The sequence below is a fragment of the Streptomyces sp. NPDC044921 genome, from assembly GCF_056432865.1.
Genome location: NZ_JBWKIF010000006.1, coordinates 232,794 through 250,904 on the forward strand (window position 1 = coordinate 232,794; position 18,111 = coordinate 250,904).

The following is an 18,111-nucleotide window of genomic DNA, read 5'->3' on the forward strand; positions in this document are numbered from 1 at the left end:
CCCGGCCCTCTCCTGGTGCCTGCCGGCCACACACCGCGCCGGTCAGTCCGACGTCTGCTGCCGCTTCGGCCGCCACACCACCAGCGCGCTGGTCTGCTGCACCTCCTGGTACGGCACCAGGTCCCGGCGGTACGACGCGTGCACCGCCGCCTCGCGCTGGCGCATGGCCGCCGCGGCGCCGTCGAGCGCGTCCTCCAGCTCGGCCACCCGGGCCTGGAGGGCCGCGACCTGGTTCTCCAGTTCGATGATGCGCTTGATTCCGGCCAGGTTGATGCCCTCGTCCTGCGACAACTGCTGCACCTGGCGGAGCAGTTCGATGTCGCGGGCCGAGTAGCGCCGGCCCCGGCCGGCCGTGCGGTCCGGGGACACCAGGCCCAGACGGTCGTACTGGCGCAGGGTCTGCGGGTGCAGGCCGGACAGCTGGGCCGCCACCGAGATGACGTAGACCGGGGTCTCCTCGGTCAGTTCATACGGGTTGCGTCGACGACCGTCCATCTGACTCATGCTCCCTTCGCGGCCTGGAACAGCTCCGCCCGCGGATCCTCACCCGCGGTCGCCTCGCGATACGCCTCGAGTGCGTCACGAGCCTTCCCCGTCAGGTCCTTCGGGACACTCACCTCGACGGTGACCAGGAGGTCCCCGCGGGTGCCGTCCTTGCGGACCGCGCCCTTGCCCCGGGCGCGCATCGTACGGCCGTTCGGCGTGCCCGGGGGCAGCTTCAGCGTGACGGGCGGGCCGCCCAGCGTCGGCACCCGGACCTCGCCGCCGAGGGCCGCCTCGGCGAACGTGACCGGGACGGTGACGGTGAGGTTGTCGTCCTTGCGGCCGAACACCGGGTGGGAGTCGACGTGCACGACGACGTACAGGTCGCCCGCCGGACCGCCGCGCTCGCCCGGCGCGCCCTTGCCGCGCAGCCGGATCCGCTGGCCGTCGCTGACGCCCGCGGGGATGCGCACCTGCATGGTCCGCGAGGACTTGGCCCGGCCGCTGCCCTTGCAGACGTCGCAGGGGGTCTCGGCGATCAGGCCGCGGCCCTTGCAGTCCGGGCAGGGGTCGGTGAGCGAGAAGCCGCCACCGCTGCCCCGGGCGACCTGCCCGGTGCCGACGCAGGTCGGGCACACGCGCGGTGTGCCGTTCTTGTCGCCGGTGCCCGAACAGGCCTTGCAGGGCGACTGCGAGGACATCCGCAGCGGCACGGTCGCGCCCTCGATCGCCTCCGTGAAGCTGAGCGTGACCTCGGACTCGATGTCCTGGCCGCGCCGGGGCTGGGTACGCGTGCCCGGGCCGGCGCCGCCGCGGTTGAACAGGCCCCCGAAGACGTCACCGAGGCCGCCGCCGAAGCCGCCGGCGCCCTGGCCCCCCTGGCCGCCCCCGAAGAGGTCGCCCAGGTCGAAGTTGAAGGAGCCGCCCGCGCCGCCGGGCCCGGGGCGGAAGCCGCCGTTGCCGAAGAGGGCGCGTGCCTCGTCGTACTCCTTGCGCTTCTTGGGGTCACCGAGGATGTCGTTGGCCTCGGAGATCTCCTTGAAGCGCTCCTCGGCCTTGACGTTTCCCTTGTTGGCGTCCGGGTGGTACTCGCGGGCGAGCTTCCGGTACGCCTTCTTGATCTCGGCCTCGGTGGCGTCCTTGGGGACGCCGAGGACCTTGTAGTAGTCCTTCTCGATGAAGTCCTTGGTGCTCATCCTCGACGCCCCTCCTTCCCTTCGTCCACGTCAGCCCTCGTCCGGGCCACCGCTCTCCTTGTCGTCGGCGTCGGCGGACTCCTCCGCCTTGACCGTCTGTGCCCCCGGCTGGGGTTCGGCCACCGCCACCCGCGCGGGGCGGATGGTGCGCTCGCCGATCCGGTACCCGGGCTGCAGAATCGCCACGCAGGTCGTCTCGGTGACGTCCGGCGCGTAGCTGTGCATCAGGGCTTCGTGGATCGTCGGGTCGAAGGGCTCGCCCTCCTTGCCGAACTGCTGCAGGCCCATCTTCGCCGCGGTGCTCTCCAGCGACTCGGCGACGGACTTGAAGCCGCCGACCAGTTCGCCGTGTTCGCGGGCGCGGCCGATGTCGTCGAGCACGGGCAGGAGCTCGGTCAGGAGGTTCGCGATGGCGATCTCCTTGACCGCGATCCGGTCGCGCTCGACCCGGCGGCGGTAATTCTGGTACTCGGCCTGGAGGCGCTGGAGGTCCGCGGTGCGCTCACTGAGCGCGGTGCGCACCTGGTCCAGCTGGGCCACCAGACCGGCGTCCTGGCCCGTGTCCCCGGCCGGGGCCGCCTTCTCCTCGGAGGAGGAGGCGGCCTTCGGCTCGGCGTCGTCGGAGGTGGCGCCGGAAGGGACGTCGGGCTGCTGCTCGTCGAAGCCCGGGGTCTCCTCCGTCACGCGGCACCGTCCTTCCGGTCCTCGTCGACGATCTCGGCGTCGACGACGTCGTCGTCGGCCTTGGCGTCACCGGCACCCGCGCCGGCTCCGGCGGAGGCACCGCCGGCGGCCTGGGCGCCCTGCGCGTCGGCGTACATGGCCTGGCCCAGCTTCTGGGAGACGGCCGCGACCTTCTCCGTGGCGGTGCGGATCTCGGCCGTGTCCTCGCCCTTGAGCTTCTCCTTCAGCTCGCCGACGGCCTGCTCGACCTCGGTCCTGATCTCGCCCGGGACCTTGTCCTCGTTGTCCTTGAGGAACTTCTCGGTCTGGTAGACGAGCTGCTCGCCCTGGTTGCGGGTCTCGGCGGCCTCGCGGCGCTTGTGGTCCTCCTCCGCGTAGCGCTCGGCCTCCTCGCGCATGCGGTCGACCTCGTCCTTCGGCAGCGAGGAGCCGCCGGTGACGGTCATCTTCTGCTCCTTGCCCGTGCCCAGGTCCTTGGCGGTCACGTGCATGATGCCGTTGGCGTCGATGTCGAAGGACACCTCGATCTGCGGGACGCCGCGGGGCGCCGGGGGCAGACCGGTCAGCTCGAACATCCCGAGCTTCTTGTTGTACGCCGCGATCTCGCGCTCGCCCTGGTAGACCTGGATCTGCACGGACGGCTGGTTGTCCTCGGCGGTGGTGAAGATCTCGGACCGCTTGGTCGGGATCGTCGTGTTCCGCTCGATGAGCTTGGTCATGATGCCGCCCTTGGTCTCGATGCCGAGGGACAGCGGGGTGACGTCGAGGAGCAGGACGTCCTTGACCTCGCCCTTGAGGACACCGGCCTGCAGGGCGGCGCCGATGGCGACGACCTCGTCCGGGTTGACGCCCTTGTTGGCGTCCTTGCCGCCGGTCAGCTCCTTGACGAGCTCGGCGACGGCGGGCATGCGGGTCGAGCCGCCGACCAGGACCACGTGGTCGATCTCGCTGATGGAGATGCCGGCGTCCTTGATGACGTTGTGGAACGGCGTCTTGCAGCGCTCCAGCAGGTCCGCGGTCAGCTGCTGGAACTGGGCGCGGGTGAGCTTCTCGTCGAGGTGCAGGGGGCCCTCGGCGGAGGCGGTGATGTAGGGCAGGTTGATCGAGGTCTCGGTGGACGAGGACAGCTCGATCTTCGCCTTCTCGGCGGCCTCGCGCAGACGCTGCAGGGCCATCTTGTCCTTGCCCAGGTCCACGCCGTGGCCGGACTGGAACTGCTGGACCAGGTAGTCGACGATGCGCTGGTCCCAGTCGTCGCCACCGAGGTGGTTGTCACCGTTGGTGGCCTTCACCTCGACGACGCCGTCGCCGATCTCCAGCAGCGAGACGTCGAACGTACCGCCACCGAGGTCGAAGACCAGGATGGTCTGGTCGTCCTTGTCGAGGCCGTACGCCAGGGCGGCCGCGGTCGGCTCGTTGACGATGCGCAGCACGTTCAGGCCGGCGATCTCGCCGGCCTCCTTCGTGGCCTGGCGCTCGGAGTCGTTGAAGTACGCCGGGACGGTGATGACCGCGTCGGTCACCTTCTCGCCCAGGTAGGCCTCGGCGTCCCGCTTCAGCTTCTGCAGCACGAAGGCGCTGATCTGCTGCGGGTTGAAGGGCTTGCCGTCGAGCTCGATCTTCCAGTCCGTGCCCATGTGGCGCTTGACGGACCGGATGGTCCGGTCCACGTTCGTGACCGCCTGGCGCTTGGCGACCTCGCCGACGAGCACCTCACCGTTCTTCGCGAAGGCGACGACGGACGGCGTGGTCCTGGCGCCCTCGGCGTTGGTGATGACGGTGGGCTCGCCGCCCTCCAGAACGCTGACGACGGAGTTAGTCGTGCCCAGGTCGATGCCGACCGCACGTGCCATGGTTGATTCCTCCAGCTGACTTGAGTGGAACGGACTCAAGTGTGCACGACGGCCGTCGGCCGGTCAACAGAGCTGAGTCCGATGGACTCAAGTCTTATCCGCTCCTTACACGCACATGCCCTCTGATCTGCGGTGATACGGAGCGTGGATCGGCGTACACGGGAACACGGACGAGGACGAACACCACCACGAGCGCCCCACCCGCCACCCACCACAGGGCGTTGCCCCCGACCCGTTCGGCGTGCGCGAGTACCCCGACGAGCACGCCCGAGACCGCCGCGAGGCCCAGCAGCAGGGTGACGCCCGGCACGGTCAGCCCCAGCCGTCTGAGCCGGTGCGCGAGGTGGTCGGGCCCGCCGCGGACCACGGGGCGCCCGCCCAGCCGCCGCGCCAGCACCACCAGGACGGCGTCGGCGCTCGCCAGGGCCGTCAGCGCGAACAGCACCCCCGCGCTCTCGCCGAGCCCGAACCCGGCCCGGACGTGCACCAGGCCGAGCGCGATGACGAACCCGGCGGCCATGGAGCCGCAGCTGCCCAGGCCCACGCGCGCGGGGTGCCAGTTGTGCAGCAGGAACCCGGTCAGCGCCGCGGCCAGCACGCTCATCAGCCCGGCGATCCCGTCCATGACGTCGACCGCCGCGCACGCCGCCACGCCGAAGGCGGTCACCACCCCGGCCGTCCCCGCGAGCCCGTCGGCGTGGTCGAGCCCCCGGAAGGCGAGGGTCACCCCCACGGCCCAGACGACGGCGAGCAGCCCGGGCCCCACGCCCGCCTCCCCGTACGGCACGACGCACGCCGCCGCCACGGCCGTACCGGCGGCCAGCACGCGCCGCCGCAGCCGCCACACGTCGTCGGCGAGCCCGAGCAGGGCGACGGCGCCGCCGGCGGCGAGCAGCCCGCCCGTCCCGCTCCCGCCCGCACCCCCCTGCCCGACCCCCACGACCACCCCGGTGACGGCCACGACGGCCACACCGCCGGACAGCGGCACCTCCCGCTGCCGCCGCCGCTCGACCAGGCGCAGCCTGCGGGCGGGGATCCGCAGGACGGCCGCGAGCAGGGCGGTGAGCACGAGGGCGGTGGCGGCGGCAGCGATCCCGTAGAGCACGGATATAAGTTAGGCGTCACTATGACAATTCGGTACGAATAACACGACAGGATCGCGGCCGGATTCCGCACCGCTTCTGAGGCGACCCTCAGCGATTCAGATCACTGCCCACCCGGCTACAGTGCGGCGGAAGATAGGGGTAGTCTCAGACGGACTGCATAAGTTACCGCTTAGTAATTTCGGGGAACCCTCCATCGCGACAGGTCCACCCCGACGAAACCCTCGCAGGCCCGAGGAGCCCCCATGCAACTCGCCGCGATCATCGTGTCGCTGGTACTGACCGTGGTCGGCGTCGCGCTGCTCGCACGCGCGATCGGCCAGTTCGTCCGGTACTTCAAGCTGGGCCAGCCCGTGCCCGCCGGTACCCGGACCGACAACCCCTACCAGCGCAGCGTGACCCTGGTGAAGGAGTTCCTCGGCCACACGCGCATGAACCGGTGGGGCATCGTCGGCATCGCCCACTGGTTCGTCGCGGTCGGCTTCCTGACGCTGCCGCCGACCCTCGCCCAGGCCTTCGGCCAGCTGTTCCAGGCCGACTGGGTGCTGCCGGTCATCGGCACGTTCCTGCCGTTCGAGCTGTACATCGAGTTCATCGGCGTGATGACGGTCCTCGGCATCGCGGTCCTCATCGCGATCCGCCTGCTGAACCTGCCCAACCGGCCCGGCCGCAAGTCCCGCTTCGCGGGCTCCAAGGCCGGCCAGGCCTACTTCGTCGAGTACGTCATCCTCACCATCGGCCTGGCGATCTACGTGCTCCGCGGCCTGGAGGGCGCGCTCCACCACGTCGACCACTACGAGGCCTCCTACTTCGCCTCGTACCCGCTGGTCCTCGCCTTCGACGGCCTGTCGGTCACGACGCTGCAGAACCTGGTCTACCTGGTCGCGATGATCAAGATCGGCACCTCGTTCATCTGGATGATCGTGGTGTCGCTCAACACCAACATGGGCATCGCCTGGCACCGCTTCCTGGCGTTCCCGAACATCTGGTTCAAGCGCGAGTCCAGCGGCGGCACGGCTCTGGGAGCCCTGCAGCCGATGACGTCCGGCGGCAAGCCGATCGACTTCACCGACCCGGGCGACGACGACGTCTTCGGCGTCTCCCAGGTCGAGCAGTTCTCCTGGAAGGGCCTGCTGGACTTCTCCACCTGCACCGAGTGCGGCCGCTGCCAGTCGCAGTGCCCCGCCTGGAACACGGGCAAGCCCCTCTCCCCCAAGCTGCTGATCATGTCGCTGCGCGACCACGCGCACGCCAAGGCGCCGTACCTGCTGGCCGGCGGCGGCAAGACGATGGAGGGCGAGGAGAAGGCGTCCGAGGAGCAGCTGAAGGACGTCCCGGCGTCGGCCCTGGCCGAGGCCGAGCGCCCCCTGGTCGGCACGCTGGAGGACAACGGCGTCATCGACCCGGACGTCCTGTGGTCCTGCACCACCTGCGGCGCGTGCGTCGAGCAGTGCCCGGTGGACATCGAGCACGTCGACCACATCGTCGACATGCGCCGCTACCAGGTCATGATCGAGTCCGCGTTCCCGTCCGAGGCGGGCACGATGCTCAAGAACCTGGAGAAGAAGGGCAACCCCTGGGGCCTGGCGAAGAAGCAGCGCCTGGAGTGGCTCAAGGAGGTCGACTTCGAGGTCCCGGTCGTCGGCAAGGACATCGAGGACCTGTCCGAGGTCGAGTACCTGTACTGGGTCGGCTGCGCGGGCGCCCTGGAGGACCGGGCCAAGAAGACCACGAAGGCCTTCGCGGAACTCCTCCACATCGCGGGCGTCAAGTTCGCGATCATGGGTGGCGACGAGAAGTGCACCGGTGACTCCGCCCGCCGCCTGGGCAACGAGCCCCTCTTCCAGGAGCTCGGCATGGAGAACGTCATGGCGCTGAACATGGCGTTCGGCGAGGAGATGGACGACGACGGCAAGGTGACGCCCGAGTCGGCGAAGCCGAAGTCCGCGAAGAAGATCGTCGCCACCTGCCCGCACTGCCTCAACACGCTCGGCAACGAGTACCCGCAGCTCGGCGGCGACTACGAGGTCATCCACCACACGCAGCTGCTGCAGCACCTGGTGGACGAGGGCAGGCTCATCCCGGTCACGCCGGTCGAGGGCATCATCACGTACCACGACCCGTGCTACCTGGGCCGCCACAACAAGATCTACACGCCCCCGCGCGAGATCATCGCGGCCGTCCCCGGCGTCCGCAACGAGGAGATGCACCGCCACAAGGAGCGGGGCTTCTGCTGCGGCGCGGGCGGCGCCCGGATGTGGATGGAAGAGCGCATCGGCAAGCGCATCAACAACGAGCGCGTCGACGAGGCCCTGTCGGTCAACCCCGACATCGTCTCGACGGCCTGCCCGTTCTGCCTGGTCATGCTCACGGACTCGGTGAACGGCAAGAAGAACGAGGGCAAGGCCAAGGAGTCCATCACGGTCGTCGACGTCGCCCAGCTCCTGCTGGACTCGGTGAAGACGCCGGTCCCGGCGGAGCCCGAGGACACCGACGGCGACGACGAGCCCCCGGCGGGCACGGCGGACTCGGAGAACGCGCCGGAGCCCGAGCCGGTGAAGTAGCCGGCACCCGCGAGCACTCCAGCCGGGTCCGACGCCCCCTGTCCGAGTCATCGGGCGGGGGGTGTCGGCGTTCCTGCCCGTGGGAGCGCAGAGAACGGGGGGCCGGGGACGGCCGTTCTCCCCGCCCGTGCGGTGTGCCGCCGTCGCCCTGAATCTAGAATCGAACGCATGAACGATCCAGAGTCGCGGCTCGCGCTGCTCCGTTTCCTGGAGCGCGTGCAGGAACGCGACCTGGCACGCACCCGTCGGTGGATCGCGGACGAGGAGCGCCGCCAGGCGGAACGGCGGCGCGGGGCCCTGGCCCGGCCGCCCGCGCCCGACTGGCTGATCGAGCGCGGGCTGTCCGGCCAGGAGGCCGTGTACGTGCACGTCGGCGGCTGCTGGAACGCCGGGCAGCGCAGCAGGGGCGTCGACCGGGACCACGCCCGGCGCGCCCTGGCCGACGGCGTCAAGGCCTGCCCGCAGTGCCGGCCCGACACGGCCCTGGGCTTCGTGGACGGGTAGGAGGGTGGGCCGCCCATCCGTCACGCGCCTGCTCGGCGCTCACCCGCACGGGTCTTCCTCGGCGCCCCACGGCACGTCCTGTCAGCGCCTCAGCGCCCCACCCGCACGAACCTGCTCAGCACCCCAGTGCCTCACAGTGCCCCACCCGCACCACCGCGGACGTGGCGCCGCGGAACGACTCCGTCTCCTGAAAGTGCGCCCGGGAGAAGCCGCGCCGCGCGTCCGGCAGGTCCGACGAGAAGGCATGGCCCTCGCCCGACCAGTCGGCCTCCACGGTGCGGAGGTCCCTCCAGCGCTTGCCGTCCCGCGAGTACTGGAGGCGCACCGGTGGCCGGCGTCCAGCCGACCGGGAGGCGCCACCGACCCGGAGGGCGCCCTCGGCGGCCAGGGCCCCGTCCTCGACGGCGGCCCCGCACGGACGTGGGCACCTTGCCCGTCCCGGCACCGGCCCCACCACGACGGCCCCGTACACCCGGAACACGGCCGGTGCCGCGGCGCCCAGGCAGGACGTGCCGTGGCCGCCACCCCGCGAGCCGGGGGGCCACGACGAGGCCCGGCGAAGCCCTACGGCCTGACCCTGACGGCTCACGGACGCCCAAGGACCGCGCCCCTTAAGGGATGTCACAGCTCGGCCGCAAAGCCGGGCCCGGAAGCCCGGGCCCGGCACGCCACCGCCCGGGACCAGGTACGTTCGAAGACGTGGCTGGATTCAGGATCGGACGCGGCCGGAACAACGGCGCTCCTCAGACGCGACCGCACAACCCTCCGTACGGGCAGCAGACGCCGCAGGGGCCGTCGTACGGCTACCCGCCGGCGCCGCAGCCGTACCCGCAGCAGCCGCCGTACGGCAGCGGCGGCGGCCCCACCTGGCCGCAGTCGAACGCCGGCCCCGGCGGCGGCCACGGTGGCGGCCCCGGCGGCGGCTACGGCGGCCAGGGCGAGCCGGAGTACTTCGGCGACGGCGCGTACCCGCCCGGCCCCCAGGGCCCGCACGACCCGTACGCGGCGAACAACCCGGGCCACACCCAGGCCTTCTCGGTCGGCGAGGACCCCTACACCCAGGGCGACACCTACCGCGCCGGCTCGGCCGCCCCGCCCCCCGGCCCGGTCGGCCCGCGCCTGCACTGGAAGGCCCTGCTGAGGGGGATCGTCCTCGCCCCGAACCAGACGTTCCTCCAGATGCGGGACTACACGATGTGGGGCCCGGCCCTGATCGTCACGTTCCTCTACGGCCTGCTCGCGGTCTTCGGCTTCGACGGCGCCCGCGCGGATGCGATAAACGCCACACTGTCGAACGCGGTGCCGATCGTCCTGATCACGGCCGTCGCGATGGTGCTGAGCTCGTTCGTCCTGGGCGTGGTCACCCACACCCTGGCCCGCCAGCTCGGCGGCGACGGCGCCTGGCAGCCCACGGTCGGCCTGTCCATGCTGATCATGTCCCTCACGGACGCGCCCCGGCTGATCTTCGCGATGTTCGCCGGCGGCGACGCGACGTTCGTGCAGATGCTGGGCTGGGCGACCTGGATCGCGGGCGGCGCACTGCTGACCCTGATGGTCAGCCGCTCCCACGACCTGCCCTGGCCGAAGGCGCTCGGCGCCTCGGCGATCCAGCTGATCGCGCTGCTGTCGATCGTGAAGCTGGGCACGGTCTGACACTCCGCCGCACGCAAGGAAGGGGCTCCCCGAGAGGAGCCCCTTTTGCGTAGGCCGTACTCGTACTGCTCAGGCGTCGAGAACCTGCCCGGACCGCCGCACCACGGGCGGTTCGACACTCCACGGGAAGTTGATCCACTCGTCGGTCCGCTTCCACACGTACTCGCACTTCACGAGCGAGTGGGACTTCTCGTAGACGACGGCGCTGCGCACCTCGGCGACGGTGTCGAGGCAGAAGTCGCGCACCAGCTTGAGCGTCTTTCCGGTGTCGGCGACGTCGTCCGTGATCAGCACCTTCTTCTGGGAGAAGTCGATCACGTTCGGGACCGGCGCGAGCATGACGGGCATCTCCAGCGTGGTCCCCACGCCGGTGTAGAACTCCACGTTCACGAGGTGGATGTTCTTGCAGTCGAGGGCGTAGGCGAGGCCGCCGGCCACGAAGACGCCGCCGCGGGCGATGCTGAGCACGATGTCGGGCTCGTAGCCGTCGTCGGCGATCGTCTGCGCGAGCTCGCGCACGGCGACGCCGAACTGCTCGTAGGAAAGGTTCTCGCGCACAGGGCTCATGCTGCTGTCGCTCACACCTGGGTCCGATGGAAGTTGAGGAAGGACCGGGAGGCGGTCGGCCCCCGCTGCCCCTGGTACCGCGATCCGTACCGCTCACTGCCGTACGGGAAGTCGGCCGGCGAGCTGAGCCGGAACATGCACAGCTGCCCGATCTTCATCCCCGGCCACAGCTTGATCGGCAGCGTGGCGAGGTTCGACAGCTCCAGCGTGACGTGCCCGCTGAACCCGGGGTCGATGAACCCGGCGGTGGAATGCGTCACCAGCCCCAGGCGCCCCAGCGAGCTCTTCCCCTCCAGCCGGGAGGCGAGATCGTCGGGCAGCGTGATGACCTCGTACGTGCTCGCCAGCACGAACTCACCGGGGTGCAGGATGAACGGCTCGTCCCCCTCCGGCTCCACGAGCCGGGTCAGATCGGCCTGCTCGATGGCCGGGTCGATGTGGGGGTACCGGTGATTCTCGAACACCCGGAAGTAGCGGTCGAGGCGTACGTCGATGCTCGACGGCTGCACCATCGCGTCGTCATACGGGTCGATGCGTACCCGTCCGGCGTCGATCTCGGCCCGGATGTCCTTGTCTGAGAGAAGCACGCCCCGAGGATACGCAAGGCGCGCGGAGCGACCACAACCGGACGCCACCGCGCGCCTGCGCTGCCTGCCGCTTTCGCTGGGCCGGCTACCGCTTCTGGTAGCTGACGGGCACCACGCTGCGCAGCCGCGCACATCGCGGGCACCGAAGCAGCCGCCCGGGGCCGAGCCGTTCGGCCTGCTGCATCGGGAACGAAGCGGTGCTGAACACGTGCCCATCGGCACAACGGACGACGGTGCGCTCCATCAAGTCCAAGAGTCCCTTCCCCAAGAGCCGCGTCCGGCTGCTGCTTGCCTGACGACAAAAGCCACAGTACGGGATCAAAGGGACGGCTCTCCAGGCGGCACTCCGGTCCCGCCCGGACCCTCCTCGACGCCCACACGGTACGCCCCAACTCCGTTCCCCCGCAGCCGCATCCCATCCCTGAAAACCGCTCAGGCCCCGCGGCGCGAACACCGGGGGCCTGGCATGAGGTAGAGTGGGCGAGCATTCGGACACCGACTCCGGTCGGCGTCTTACGCGGGTGTAGTTTAATGGTAGAACATCAGCTTCCCAAGCTGAGAGCGCGAGTTCGATTCTCGTCACCCGCTCCATGATGAAACCCCAGGTCAGTGGCCTGGGGTTTGTTGGTTGTCTAGTCCAATTTGGGGCGGCGTGCCCTCCGCGTGCCCTTAAGTCGAAGCGAAGCAGCCGCATCTGGGGTCATGCGCCGCGCGCCGTCACTCACTCGTCAGGCGAGCCTGCCCTGGAAGAAGCGGAGAAGGTAACGGACCTGAACGGCCCGGCGGCCCGCAACTGCGGCTGGCTGCCCTTCGGCTAGAGATGGCGCCGCTTGGCTGAGGTCGTCATTCGTCGAGTGCGTCCTCGCCATCGGGTCCTGAGAAGACGAGCTGCGTCACGATGGGCCCGTAGTCGGCTTTGGCAGTTACGCGGTAGAGGCCGGGGCTCGGCAACGTGACTTTGGCACCGAGCTTGTCGTCGTCGGTGGCTTCGAACCGCACAGATGTCTCCCAGTCGGTGTCCGTGGCAGCGACGGTGCATTCGACATGGGCGGGGTCGTCTGTGCCGGTGACGACGCAGTCCCATGGGATACCTGCGGTGGCGTAGTCGGGCAGGTTGAGCCCGATGCCGTCCTCGGCCTGGTCGGGGCCGAGGTGGTCGTCCTCGAGAAGGAAGTCGGCAATGATGCGGCGTGCTTCGCGTCCGTTGGCTACGGCGCCGTGCTGGGCGAAGACGGGGATGGTGCGGCGGGTGAGGGAGGCTGATTCGCGGTGGACGGTGCCGTCTCCCCAGACCTGGTAGCGGAGTGGTGCTCCCTGGGCGTCGCGTCTGACGGTGCCGTCGGTGTCGGTTCGAAAGCAGTATTCGGAGGCGGTGACGAGGCCGTTGATGAGCTTCATCGACTGGACGGTGTTCTGGCGGGTGCCGACGACGGGGCGGTGGTGGGGCAGGGGCTGGCTGTAGAGAGTGGTGAAGAAGTCCTCAGCGGCCTTGGCCAGGACCTTGTCGCCTCCGAGGTCGGCGACATCTGACGGCGTGAGGCGGCGGACGTCGAGAGCGTCTTCCAGGCAGAGGAAGCGGGGCAGAAGCTCGTGGACGGCGGGCATGGTGGCGGCTGCGGCGGCGAGACGGGCATGAGGCAGCGGCAGGGGCCCGCCCTGGCGGGCGTTGAGGATGTTCGCGGCGACTACCGAGCCGAGAAAGGGGGTGCCGAGTGTCATGACTCCGCGGGTGTCGGCGGGCAGGTCGCTGTCGCCGCCGATGGTGAGGGCGGCGTAGGTGACCAGGCCGCCCATGGAGTGGGCGATGAAGACCAGGCGGGCTGGGCGTTCGTCGACGGCTTGTCGGCGGGCGGCGGTGTGGGCGCGGTGGTCGAGCCACCGCTGGAGGTGGTCGCGGGCCTCTTGGGCAAGTCTGCGGGCGTTGACGGCGACGGGCAGACGCCAGTCGTAAGGGAACGTCATGATCGCGTCGCGGTGAGCGACCGTGTTCTCGATGGTGCGCAGAAGTTTGTGGTACGGCTCGATACCGCGAAGGAACGGGCTCCAGGCCGGGGTCTGCAGCAGGCGGGGTGCTTGGACGCGGCTGTAGTCGCCGGCCAGTTCGGCGGGGGTGAGCTGCAGAGGGGTGAGGCCTTTGCGGGTGAGCCAGGCTTTGGTGAGCCAGGCGGGATTGGCTAAGCCCCAGATCACGTTGTCCGTGGTGGTGTCATAGAGCTCGCTGCCCATGATGCCGGGAACGACGACGACTGCATCGTGTGTGACTGCGGGGCTCAGGCCGGGCTCGGTGTGCGGTCCTGGATTTGGCAAGGTTCCCCCCAAGGGCGAGTTCATGGCTGCCACACTAATGACATGCAACACACGGGGGATGAAGTTCTGCGGGACCCTGCTTTAGCAGGCGGAGGCCTGCCGGTACAGCGTGTCCTGCTCACGTTGGCAGTGCGCGACTACGGCGATGATGACGATGCCGAGGCGTTTGCCGAGGGCATCGACCAGCAGCTGGCAGCGGTGCGCGAGTGGTGGCAGACGCCGGGCCCGCCGCCAGCGTTTCGGCAGGTTCCGCCCCCGGAGCTGAAGACTCGGGACGACGTCGAGGACTTCTTACGGGAACAGGACGTCAGGGAGCTGCGCGGTCGCGCGTTGGTGCTGTTCGTCACGGGGCACGGGATCCCTGGCAAGTCGGATACCCACTTTCTGCAGCTACCCGCCTCGGTGGAGCAGCGGCCACTTGCCACGGCGGTGCGGACCTCGGACATCATTGCTGCGGCCCTGGACTCGCATGTCGACAACGTCCTGGTCATCGTCAACACCTGCTTTGCGGGCAGCATGCATGCCGAACTCGCGGCGCTGCAGAAGGACATCCGACGCAGTCGTAGGCACCGTTGCAACCTCGATGTCCTGGTCACATGCGGGCACGACAGCAAGATCCAGGTTCTGCGTTTTCCGACACTGTTACGGGGTGCGCTGCTGCGCTTGCGCCGCAACGCCGGTATCACCACTCCGTATCTGAGCGTCCCGGACTTCATGGCCGAGTACGCCCGCGGAGTGCGAGAGGACGAGGAGCGGACGTTCAAGCTGCAGCGCGTCTTCGACGGCGGCAACTACCAGCCTTCTCCGTGCCTGCCCAATCCCGGCTACGTGCACCTGCCAGAGGTACTCGGTGCGACGCAGCGGCATGAACCGCTGGCGGCGGAGTACTGGCTGGACCGGGCGACGGGACGGACTCAGGAGACCGATCAGGGCTGGTACTTCCGGGGCCGTGAGCCGTTGAACCGGGCGGTTGCCTCGTTCCTCGGCTCGCACTCTCGGCGGGGAGTGTTACTGATCACCGGGTGCGCGGGCAGCGGGAAGTCGGCGGTGCTCGCCAGGGCGGTGACCCTGAGCGATCCGGTGTTCCGGAAAGAGCCCCTGTACAAGACGGCCCAGGACTCGGCTCCGCGCGACACGCTTCCGCCGGAGGGGTCGGTGACTGCCGCGGTGCTCGCCCGCCATCTGGATGCCGCGCAGGTCGCTGCCGACCTGCTGCGTGCTCTGGGAGAGAGACCCGCCGCGGTGTCGGCGACCGGCGACCCGGTGGACGTGTGGTCGCGGCAGATCCAGGACTATGTGCGCTCCTGCAGACAGACCGTGACGATCGTGCTCGACGGCTTGGACGAGGCGGCGGAGCAGGCCCGGATCGTCGGGGACGTACTCGCCCCGCTGGCGCCGTTCTGCCGTCCGTTGGTGCCGGGTCAGCGCCAGGACGAAGACACCTCAGCAGCGCCCGCGGTGCGGTTGCTGATCGGCGTGCGCTCCAGTCGGCCGGACGGAAACAGTCCGGGCGGCGCGGCCGTTGATGAACTGGGCCTGCTGAGGACATTGAGAGACACGTTTCCCGCCGCTTGCGTAGAGCGGACGGACGGCGACAGCAGCAAGGACGACATCGCCGAGTACGTCACAGCGCTGATCGGTGACGCCATGGACGCCGACACCCGCCGGCAGGTGGTGCCCGCGGTCGTCGAAGCCGTCTGGCCCTCGTTCATCGACGCACGGCTTGCTGGAGACCAACTGCGCAGCACCAAAGACCCGATGGAGCTGGCGCTCAGCGAGGGCTGGCACACGAAACTCGAGCGCGGTATCAGGGGCCTGCTGCAGCACGACCTCCAGCAGGTCCAGCAGGTCCAAGGCCTGCCCCCGGAAGTCGCGCTGGCGTTGCTGCAGGCCGCGGCGTACGCCAAGGGGCAGGGAGTGCCCTGGGGGGAAGTCTGGCCGACCATCGCCGGCGTCTTCCTCATGCCGAAGCGGCTGTCGGCCGACGAATGGGACCCGATGATAGAGAAACTTCTCAGCGGGCGGCTCAGCGGCTATCTCGCGCATGCCGTGGAGGACGACCGGCGCGTCTACCGGCCCGCGCACGAGGAGCTGGTCGACGTGCTGCTCGATCCGGATGCAGGTCTGCTGGACTTCGGAGGTCGGGATGCGTGACAGCGCCGACAGCCGACACGCAGCCATCCACCGCGAGATCGCTGCCGCGCTTGCCGGTTTGGTCCCCGCAGATCCGACCATTCCGCCCCATCCTTATCTGCGCCGCCATCTCGCCGAGCACGCCGCAGAAGGAAACGTGCTGGACGACGAACACGTCCCGCCGGCGCTGCTCGCCTGGGAGACCAGCTCCGGGGTACGTCGGCTACTGGCAACGGATGACAACAGGTCGGACAGGCGGCAGTGGCTGCACGCCTGGGCCATGCTGGAGCCGTTCGCACGCCATGCGGATCCGGTGTCCCGTCTGACCAGTCTGCGGCTGTCCCACTACGCTGCGGCCTCGCTGCCGCAAGCCCGAGCACAACTGACGGCGCCGCCGCAGACGTTCAACGCATCGCCGGTGACCCCGTTGTGGAGCCACTACGCCAGCCCGGTGCCGGCCTGGACCGCCATGCCCAGCAACGTGACGTCACTTGCCGCAGTCGAAAGCGCAAACGGCAGGGCCACCGCCATCGCTGCCGGCGACAAGGCCGGAACCCTCCGCATCCTGCGCCTCGACGGCAGCCTGGCCCACGCCCCCATCAAGGTGCACCGGGGGACCGTCAGTCAGCTGATGCCGCTCAGAGGCGGCCTGATCATCACCGCGGGCACGGACGGCTGCGTCGCCGCCGTGGACGCGGTCCACGGCCAGCTCATCCGCAAGGTCATCGTGTGCCGGGAGCACACCTGGGTCAGCTCCCTCACCGCCTACCAGCCCACCGGACAACTGCCGCTCCTGCTTGCCGCGTTCAGCGACGGCCATCTCGTGGCCTTCGACCCGGGGCGCTTCCAGACCCACGACCTCGCGCTGCCCGAGCTCCAGGACTCCTCAGCAGTCATGTGCAGCGTCCAGATGCCTGACGGGCACGCATGTCTGCTCTTCACCCGGCGCGATACCGTGAACTGCTTCGACGGCCACACCGTCTCCCTGCACTCCCGCCACCCGGCCCGCGTCCGTGCCCTGTTGCCCATGCCCCGAGCAGGCCAGTACGCCGTGGCCGACGAAGACGGCCAAGTGTCCCTGTACGACCTGACGGCCACCGCAGTCGACGCGGCACCCATCGCCACCGCGCGCCACGCCGCCCCCGTGACGAACCTGCTCGTCACCTCTCTCGACCAGGAGCCGGCCCTTGTCTCGGCAGCAGGCGACGGCACACTGCGCCTCTGGCAGATCCCGAGTCTGAAACCCATCGAGGGATCCTTGCCCGCGCACACGGCGCCGGTCACCGCGATGACCCACTTGGACGGCGCCGGCCAGAATCGTCTCTTCACAGCGGGCGCAGACCGCATCGTGCGCAGTTGGCCGGTCGACCGCCAGACCTTCGCACTGGCGCCGAAAGCTTGGAATCACATCACCGCGAGCGCCTTGTCGCCTGCTCCGACACGTCTTCTTGCCGCAGCCCGGGCGTCCCGGATCGTAGTCTGGGATCTTGCGACCAACAGGCATCGAACCCTTCTGAAGGGCCGCAAGGCGACTGCCCTGGCCTGGCCCCGCCAGCACGGTCGTCTGCTGCTGGCTGCCGCTCTGAGGGACAACAGCATCGTCTGTGCTGACCTCGTCACCAAGCGGCAGACCGGGCCGGTGCTGCGCGGCCATTTCCTGCCGATCAATGCGCTGGTGGCACTGTCGGCTGCCCGGGGCGAACTGCTGGCCAGTGGGAGCGCTGACGGCCGTGTCTGCGTGTGGGACCTGCAGACAGGAGACATGCTCGAAGACTTCGGCCACCACAAGCTCAGCGTGCGCTGTCTGGCCACCCACCAATCCGGGGGCAGGGCCCTTCTCGCATCCGGCGGCAGCGACGGCGCCGTCCGCGTGTGGGATGTGGACGGCCTCAGACAGGTCGGGCGAACGATCAGGTGCGATCAGGACATCATCAATGATCTCGCGTTCGTCTCCTGGCACGACGGGGGACTGCTCATCGCCAGTGCCGGTCAGGACGGCACCTTGAAACTGTGGGACGTCGAAACAGGCCGGCCCGCCGACGAGCTCACCCTCAACGACGGCGAGCTCGGAGCTGTCACAGCTCTTCGCCTGCCGCAGGAGAGAACTGCCCTCGCGGTGGCGGGCAAGACGAGCATCCACCTCTGGGACGCAACAGCCGATCGGCACCTGCTCCGCATCGTGACGGGTGCGCCCCTGCGCACCTTGAAGACGGTGCCGGATCCCGATGGTGCGGCGTCCTCGATACTGCTCGCTTCCGGCGAAGCGGGGACCATGGCCTTCCGCCTCCACCATGATCAGCTGTGAGGTCGTGCGCCGCCCATTGCACCAACGCACCGCCTGTGCGCCGCCCACCATCCTGGCCGGCAGCGGACACGCGGCTCGCACAACGAGAGAATCTTCAGCCACGTCGGTCAGGCACCCATCCCCTGATCACCCCTGTCAGAGCGGCACGAGTGAGGATCCATGACAGTTGCGT

Annotated in this window: 14 protein-coding genes and 1 tRNA gene; 6 read left to right on the forward strand and 9 right to left on the reverse strand. The window is 69.5% G+C overall.

What is annotated here, in order from left to right; genetic code table 11:
- Positions 1 to 42 precede the first annotated feature (42 nt).
- From AC07DA_RS12165 to AC07DA_RS12185, 5 genes are all read right to left on the reverse strand, one after another.
- A complete protein-coding gene (locus tag AC07DA_RS12165) occupies positions 43 to 495 on the reverse strand; it encodes a heat shock protein transcriptional repressor HspR (RefSeq protein ID WP_479127100.1) in 453 nt (150 codons plus the stop codon).
- Between the two features lie 5 nt (positions 496 to 500).
- Positions 501 to 1,679: a molecular chaperone DnaJ gene (gene dnaJ / locus AC07DA_RS12170; RefSeq protein WP_479127102.1), complete on the reverse strand. Its 1,179-nt coding sequence runs from the start codon at positions 1,677 to 1,679 to the stop codon at positions 501 to 503.
- 30 nt (positions 1,680 to 1,709) lie between these two features.
- Entirely contained in the window at positions 1,710 to 2,363 is a 654-nt protein-coding gene (gene grpE, locus AC07DA_RS12175; protein WP_479127104.1) for a nucleotide exchange factor GrpE, read from the reverse strand.
- Complete coding sequence (gene dnaK, locus AC07DA_RS12180; RefSeq protein ID WP_479127106.1) at positions 2,360 to 4,216, reverse strand: molecular chaperone DnaK; 1,857 nt, start codon at positions 4,214 to 4,216, stop codon at positions 2,360 to 2,362. Before dnaK ends, grpE begins: the two co-directional genes overlap by 4 nt.
- A 94-nt stretch (positions 4,217 to 4,310) precedes the next feature.
- Positions 4,311 to 5,321, reverse strand: a complete 1,011-nt coding sequence (locus AC07DA_RS12185; RefSeq protein WP_479127108.1) for an MraY family glycosyltransferase — start codon at positions 5,319 to 5,321, stop codon at positions 4,311 to 4,313.
- Between the two features lie 243 nt (positions 5,322 to 5,564).
- Here AC07DA_RS12185 and AC07DA_RS12190 point away from each other — a divergent pair, with 243 nt between their 5' ends.
- Together AC07DA_RS12190 and AC07DA_RS12195 are read left to right on the forward strand one after the other, a co-directional pair.
- On the forward strand, positions 5,565 to 7,883 hold the full coding sequence (locus AC07DA_RS12190; RefSeq protein WP_479127110.1) for a (Fe-S)-binding protein: 2,319 nt from the start codon (positions 5,565 to 5,567) through the stop codon (positions 7,881 to 7,883).
- Positions 7,884 to 8,051: 168 nt separating this feature from the next.
- Positions 8,052 to 8,387 carry a DUF6233 domain-containing protein gene (locus AC07DA_RS12195; RefSeq protein WP_479127112.1) on the forward strand — a complete coding sequence of 112 codons (336 nt, stop codon included), beginning with the start codon at positions 8,052 to 8,054 and terminating at the stop codon, positions 8,385 to 8,387.
- Positions 8,388 to 8,502: 115 nt separating this feature from the next.
- Here the strand turns inward: AC07DA_RS12195 and AC07DA_RS12200 are convergent, their stop codons facing one another.
- Positions 8,503 to 8,712 carry a hypothetical protein gene (locus tag AC07DA_RS12200; RefSeq protein ID WP_479127114.1) on the reverse strand — a complete coding sequence of 70 codons (210 nt, stop codon included), beginning with the start codon at positions 8,710 to 8,712 and terminating at the stop codon, positions 8,503 to 8,505.
- A gap of 293 nt (positions 8,713 to 9,005) precedes the next feature.
- Here AC07DA_RS12200 and AC07DA_RS12205 point away from each other — a divergent pair, with 293 nt between their 5' ends.
- Positions 9,006 to 10,040: a Yip1 family protein gene (locus AC07DA_RS12205; protein WP_479127116.1), complete on the forward strand. Its 1,035-nt coding sequence runs from the start codon at positions 9,006 to 9,008 to the stop codon at positions 10,038 to 10,040.
- A gap of 69 nt (positions 10,041 to 10,109) precedes the next feature.
- Here the strand turns inward: AC07DA_RS12205 and AC07DA_RS12210 are convergent, their stop codons facing one another.
- Both AC07DA_RS12210 and dcd read right to left on the reverse strand, forming a co-directional pair.
- Positions 10,110 to 10,607, reverse strand: a complete 498-nt coding sequence (locus tag AC07DA_RS12210; protein ID WP_479127118.1) for a phosphoribosyltransferase — start codon at positions 10,605 to 10,607, stop codon at positions 10,110 to 10,112.
- An 11-nt stretch (positions 10,608 to 10,618) separates the two neighbouring features.
- Positions 10,619 to 11,194 carry a dCTP deaminase gene (gene dcd, locus AC07DA_RS12215; protein WP_309097764.1) on the reverse strand — a complete coding sequence of 192 codons (576 nt, stop codon included), beginning with the start codon at positions 11,192 to 11,194 and terminating at the stop codon, positions 10,619 to 10,621.
- Between the two features lie 517 nt (positions 11,195 to 11,711).
- On the opposite strand from dcd, the gene AC07DA_RS12220 reads away from it, so the two are divergent.
- A tRNA-Gly gene (locus AC07DA_RS12220) sits at positions 11,712 to 11,785 on the forward strand.
- 252 nt (positions 11,786 to 12,037) lie between these two features.
- Here AC07DA_RS12220 and AC07DA_RS12225 read toward each other — a convergent pair.
- On the reverse strand, positions 12,038 to 13,525 hold the full coding sequence (locus tag AC07DA_RS12225) for an esterase/lipase family protein (RefSeq protein WP_479127121.1): 1,488 nt from the start codon (positions 13,523 to 13,525) through the stop codon (positions 12,038 to 12,040).
- 18 nt (positions 13,526 to 13,543) lie between these two features.
- Here AC07DA_RS12225 and AC07DA_RS12230 point away from each other — a divergent pair, with 18 nt between their 5' ends.
- Positions 13,544 to 15,655, forward strand: coding sequence for an AAA family ATPase (locus AC07DA_RS12230; RefSeq protein WP_479127123.1), 2,112 nt, complete (start codon positions 13,544 to 13,546; stop codon positions 15,653 to 15,655).
- The gene (locus AC07DA_RS12235) at positions 15,648 to 17,939 is read left to right on the forward strand and encodes a WD40 repeat domain-containing protein (protein ID WP_479127125.1); all 2,292 of its coding nucleotides are present in this window, start codon (positions 15,648 to 15,650) and stop codon (positions 17,937 to 17,939) included. The genes AC07DA_RS12230 and AC07DA_RS12235 overlap by 8 nt, the downstream gene beginning before the upstream one ends.
- The last annotated feature ends 172 nt before the right edge of the window (positions 17,940 to 18,111 follow it).

What these genes read in the sequence shown, in the direction of transcription:
- AC07DA_RS12165 (WP_479127100.1), bottom strand. Translation starts at nt 495, where the DNA reads ATGGACGGTCGTCGACGCAACCCGTATGAACTGACCGAGGAGACCCCG.
- dnaJ (WP_479127102.1), bottom strand. Translation starts at nt 1,679, where the DNA reads ATGAGCACCAAGGACTTCATCGAGAAGGACTACTACAAGGTCCTCGGC.
- dnaK (WP_479127106.1), bottom strand. Translation starts at nt 4,216, where the DNA reads ATGGCACGTGCGGTCGGCATCGACCTGGGCACGACTAACTCCGTCGTC.
- AC07DA_RS12190 (WP_479127110.1), top strand. Translation starts at nt 5,565, where the DNA reads ATGCAACTCGCCGCGATCATCGTGTCGCTGGTACTGACCGTGGTCGGC.
- AC07DA_RS12195 (WP_479127112.1), top strand. Translation starts at nt 8,052, where the DNA reads ATGAACGATCCAGAGTCGCGGCTCGCGCTGCTCCGTTTCCTGGAGCGC.
- AC07DA_RS12205 (WP_479127116.1), top strand. Translation starts at nt 9,006, where the DNA reads ATGTCACAGCTCGGCCGCAAAGCCGGGCCCGGAAGCCCGGGCCCGGCA.
- AC07DA_RS12210 (WP_479127118.1), bottom strand. Translation starts at nt 10,607, where the DNA reads ATGAGCCCTGTGCGCGAGAACCTTTCCTACGAGCAGTTCGGCGTCGCC.
- AC07DA_RS12225 (WP_479127121.1), bottom strand. Translation starts at nt 13,525, where the DNA reads ATGAACTCGCCCTTGGGGGGAACCTTGCCAAATCCAGGACCGCACACC.
- AC07DA_RS12230 (WP_479127123.1), top strand. Translation starts at nt 13,544, where the DNA reads ATGCAACACACGGGGGATGAAGTTCTGCGGGACCCTGCTTTAGCAGGC.
- AC07DA_RS12235 (WP_479127125.1), top strand. Translation starts at nt 15,648, where the DNA reads ATGCGTGACAGCGCCGACAGCCGACACGCAGCCATCCACCGCGAGATC.